Source organism: Liquorilactobacillus vini DSM 20605 (assembly GCF_000255495.1).
Classification (GTDB): domain Bacteria; phylum Bacillota; class Bacilli; order Lactobacillales; family Lactobacillaceae; genus Liquorilactobacillus; species Liquorilactobacillus vini.
In genome coordinates, this window is record NZ_AHYZ01000133.1 from 1 (window position 1) to 3324 (window position 3324).

The 3324-nt window shown below is 36.8% G+C and carries 6 protein-coding genes; 5 read left to right on the forward strand and 1 reads right to left on the reverse strand.

The genetic code is table 11. From position 1 onward, the window contains the following. Positions 1-33: 33 nt before the first annotated feature. Together ON15_RS07650 and ON15_RS07655 are read left to right on the forward strand one after the other, a co-directional pair. Entirely contained in the window at positions 34-282 is a 249-nt protein-coding gene (locus ON15_RS07650) for a DUF896 domain-containing protein (protein ID WP_010580906.1), read from the forward strand. 73 nt (positions 283-355) lie between these two features. After that, positions 356-583 carry a YneF family protein gene (locus ON15_RS07655; RefSeq protein WP_010580907.1) on the forward strand — a complete coding sequence of 76 codons (228 nt, stop codon included), beginning with the start codon at positions 356-358 and terminating at the stop codon, positions 581-583. Between the two features lie 71 nt (positions 584-654). Here ON15_RS07655 and ON15_RS07660 read toward each other — a convergent pair whose 3' ends face one another. Further along, entirely contained in the window at positions 655-1287 is a 633-nt protein-coding gene (locus ON15_RS07660) for a lysophospholipid acyltransferase family protein (RefSeq protein WP_010580908.1), read from the reverse strand. A gap of 90 nt (positions 1288-1377) precedes the next feature. Here ON15_RS07660 and ON15_RS07665 point away from each other — a divergent pair, with 90 nt between their 5' ends. Genes ON15_RS07665 through ON15_RS07675 form a run of 3 tightly spaced genes read left to right on the forward strand, consistent with a single transcriptional unit; the run spans position 1378 to position 3319 of the window. After that, positions 1378-2133: a tRNA1(Val) (adenine(37)-N6)-methyltransferase gene (locus ON15_RS07665; RefSeq protein ID WP_010580909.1), complete on the forward strand. Its 756-nt coding sequence runs from the start codon at positions 1378-1380 to the stop codon at positions 2131-2133. After that, positions 2123-2401 (forward strand): GIY-YIG nuclease family protein, encoded by a 279-nt coding sequence (locus ON15_RS07670; protein WP_010580910.1) that lies wholly within the window; start codon positions 2123-2125, stop codon positions 2399-2401. Before ON15_RS07665 ends, ON15_RS07670 begins: the two co-directional genes overlap by 11 nt. 45 nt (positions 2402-2446) lie before the next feature. Then, positions 2447-3319 carry an NAD(P)-dependent oxidoreductase gene (locus ON15_RS07675; protein ID WP_010580911.1) on the forward strand — a complete coding sequence of 291 codons (873 nt, stop codon included), beginning with the start codon at positions 2447-2449 and terminating at the stop codon, positions 3317-3319. Positions 3320-3324 lie beyond the last annotated feature (5 nt).

Genomic DNA, 3324 nt, shown 5'->3' on the forward strand with positions numbered 1-3324 from the left:
TTAAGTAAAATTAATAAAAAATGAGGGAAAAATATGGCATCAAAAATACCAAGCAAACTAATTAATCGAATCAATCAGTTAGCTCACAAGCAAAAATCAGAGGGTTTAACAGTTGATGAGCAGGCCGAACAGCAAAGTTTACGTGAGACTTACTTAGCTCTTTTTCGACAAACATTTCGAAGTAATGTTGAAATGATGCGCGTTTTTGATAAAAATGGTAAAGAGGTAACTTCAAAAAAGGTCCGTGAGATTCAAAAACAACGAGGATTACGAGACGATTAACTAATTTTGTCTTTATTTTTGCGAATCTTTTGTGTAAAATTAAACTTGAAGTCATTCGAAAGGAGCTACTGTTATGTCGACAGGCGTATGGATTTTATTGATCATTTTAGCTTTGGTCTTAGGTTTTGTGGGCGGCTTTTTTGCAGCCAGAAAATATATGGAAAATTACTTGAAGAAAAATCCTCCAATTAATGAGAATATGTTAAAAACTATGATGTTGCAAATGGGTCAAAAACCTTCAGAACGTAAATTACATCAGATGATGAATGCAATGAAGGCCCAAAGTGCCAAGAGAAAATAGTTTTAATTAAGGAGGCTGAGACAAAATACTAATTTTGTCTCAGCCTCCTTAGCTGCTAAATTATAAATTAATTATTTTTGTTTCAGGCTTTTGGGATCCACATAGACATAGTTGGGATCAATTTGATCATCGAGTTGTTGAAAAGCGGTCTGCAATTGGGTAATAACTTTTTGTTCGAGCTCGTCATTAATTCGAACTTTGCGATCAACATAAATTGGTTGCCCAAAATTAACCGTAACTTTTTTGCGAGCCATTAAGTGCTTAAAGGTCACCGGTCCTTGGTAGACAGCAGGAATAATCGGCACGCCGGCTAATTTAGCTATTAAGACTACGCCGCCCTTCATCTTTTGAGAGTGGCGTGTGCCCGATGGAAACATAATTAGTGAAAGATCGCGCTTTTTTAACCAGCGAACGGGGATTTTAATTGCTGAAGGCCCCGGATTTTTACGATCGACGGCAAAGGCATTGGCATGAACTAAGATGAAGCACAGAATGGGATTTTTAAATAATTCTTTTTTAGCCATAAAAGAAAATTTTTTTGGACTGGCGCCCAAAGCAAAATAAATCATATCAAACCAGGCACGATGTGGACCAACTAAGATATAATTACCCTGAGGGAGATTTTTTTTATTTAAATAATGAGCGTTGCCGTTAATTATCCAAACGATTAAGCGGGCAACGATCCGGATAAAAGAATAGAACACGATTTTTAGTTCCTTTCTAAATTGATTTTCAGTTATTAGTATGCCTAATTTTAAAAAAGGTTGCAAGTTATTCATAAAGGATCGAAATAAATGAATTTAAAAACAAATTTAAATAATCATGAGCGAATTGACCAGTTAACTGCTCACGGCGTGCAAATTATTCAAAGCCCTGAAGTCTTTTCTTTTTCTTTAGATGCAGTTTTATTAGCTGATTTTTGCCGCCCGGCGAAACGTGCTGATCGCCGGATCATTGATTTATGTGCTGGCAATGGTGCAGTTGGCTTATTTATTAGCCACAAGACTGCTGCTTCAATCATTGAAGTTGAAATTCAACCGCGATTGGCTGACATGGCCCAGCGTAGTATTTTACTAAATGGGTTGGAAAAACAAATGTCGGTTTTAAATTTGGATGCTAAGCAGATTTTTTCTTCAGTGAATAAAGATTCCGTTGATACGGTTGTTTGCAATCCACCATATTTTCCTGATTTAGAGATGAGCAAAAAAAATCCCAATCAATATTTAGCAATTGCGCGGCATGAAATTAAAATCAATTTAGATCAAGTAATCAATATTAGCAGTCAGCTTTTAAAAATGAAAGGGAAGTTTTTTCTGATTCATCGTCCTGATAGATTTAGTGAAATTTTGGCCTTGTTAAGCCAAGCTCAGATGGCGGTTAATCAAGTCCGCTTGGTTTATCCTAAAGCTAATCGACCGGCTAATATGATTTTAGTTGAAGCTATCAAAAAGGGTAGTCAGCAGGGAATGAAATTTTTACCCCCCTTGGTCGTATATGATCAAAATAATCAATATACGACAGCAGTTAGGCAAATGCTTCATGGAAAATAATAGCAAAAAATACTATTTTTATGTTCTTTATTGTGCGGATCAAACGTTATATGGCGGCTTTACAACAAATTTGAAACAACGTGAGCGGGCTCATAACTTGGGTAAGGGAGCGAAATATACCCGACCTCAAAAACGGCGACCGGTCAAGATTATTTATTTTGAAACCTATAGTGATAAATCAACAGCCCTTAAAGCTGAATATGCTTTTAAACATCAAAAACGTTCAGCAAAGATTTCCTTTTTACGTGCGCATGGGGTTAAAATATAATTGTCAGATTACACGAACGATATTAATTTAAGGAGGACTTTAATAATGAAGTTTATTGCTTTTGACGTTCGTGACGACGAAAAGCCATATTTCCAAGCTTGGGCAAAGCAAAATAAGATTGAGGTTACTTTAGATTCAGGGGTACTTGATGAGCGAACTTTAAAAAAAACTACAGGATATGATGCCGTATTAGCTTTACAGACTAGATCTTATCCTGAAGGAATGTTTGAGTTCTTTAAAAAACAGGGGATCAAAGTTCTTTCAATCAGAAATGTTGGGGTTGATAATCTTGATTTAACTGCAGCTAAAGCTAGTCAAATTCCGGTTACCAATGTTCCAGCATATTCCCCCAACGCGATTGCTGAATTTTCCGTGACACAGTTATTGCAGCTTTTGCGACAAACTACGATTTTTCGTCAAAAAATTGCCGCCCATGATTTTCGCTGGGCACCCTTTATTGGTGAAGAGTTACGCAGCAAAACAGTTGGTGTCATTGGAACTGGTCGAATTGGTAAGGCGGCAATTAAGATCTATCAAGGGTTTGGTGCTAGAGTAATTGCTTATGATTTATATCCTGATCCAAAGTTGAAGTCTCAAGGGATTTATGTGCCAACATTAGCTGCTTTATTGCAACAGGCAGATGTGATCACTTTGCATTTACCGGCAACTGCACAGGATTGCTATTTATTAGATGAAAAAGCTTTTTCACAGATGAAGCAGGGTGTGTATATCATTAATACAGCTCGTGGAATTTTGATTGAAAGTAAGGCGTTGCTGGCCGCACTTAAAAATCATCGAGTTGCTGGAGCAGCATTAGATACTTATGAAAATGAAAACTCAATTTTTAACATGACTTACGGGCACAACCATTTGATGATCCGATTTTGGCTGAATTGCTCGTTCAGCCCAATGTCTTGATTACA

What these genes read in the sequence shown, in the direction of transcription:
- ON15_RS07650 (WP_010580906.1), top strand. Translation starts at nt 34, where the DNA reads ATGGCATCAAAAATACCAAGCAAACTAATTAATCGAATCAATCAGTTA.
- ON15_RS07655 (WP_010580907.1), top strand. Translation starts at nt 356, where the DNA reads ATGTCGACAGGCGTATGGATTTTATTGATCATTTTAGCTTTGGTCTTA.
- ON15_RS07665 (WP_010580909.1), top strand. Translation starts at nt 1,378, where the DNA reads ATGAATTTAAAAACAAATTTAAATAATCATGAGCGAATTGACCAGTTA.
- ON15_RS07670 (WP_010580910.1), top strand. Translation starts at nt 2,123, where the DNA reads ATGGAAAATAATAGCAAAAAATACTATTTTTATGTTCTTTATTGTGCG.
- ON15_RS07675 (WP_010580911.1), top strand. Translation starts at nt 2,447, where the DNA reads ATGAAGTTTATTGCTTTTGACGTTCGTGACGACGAAAAGCCATATTTC.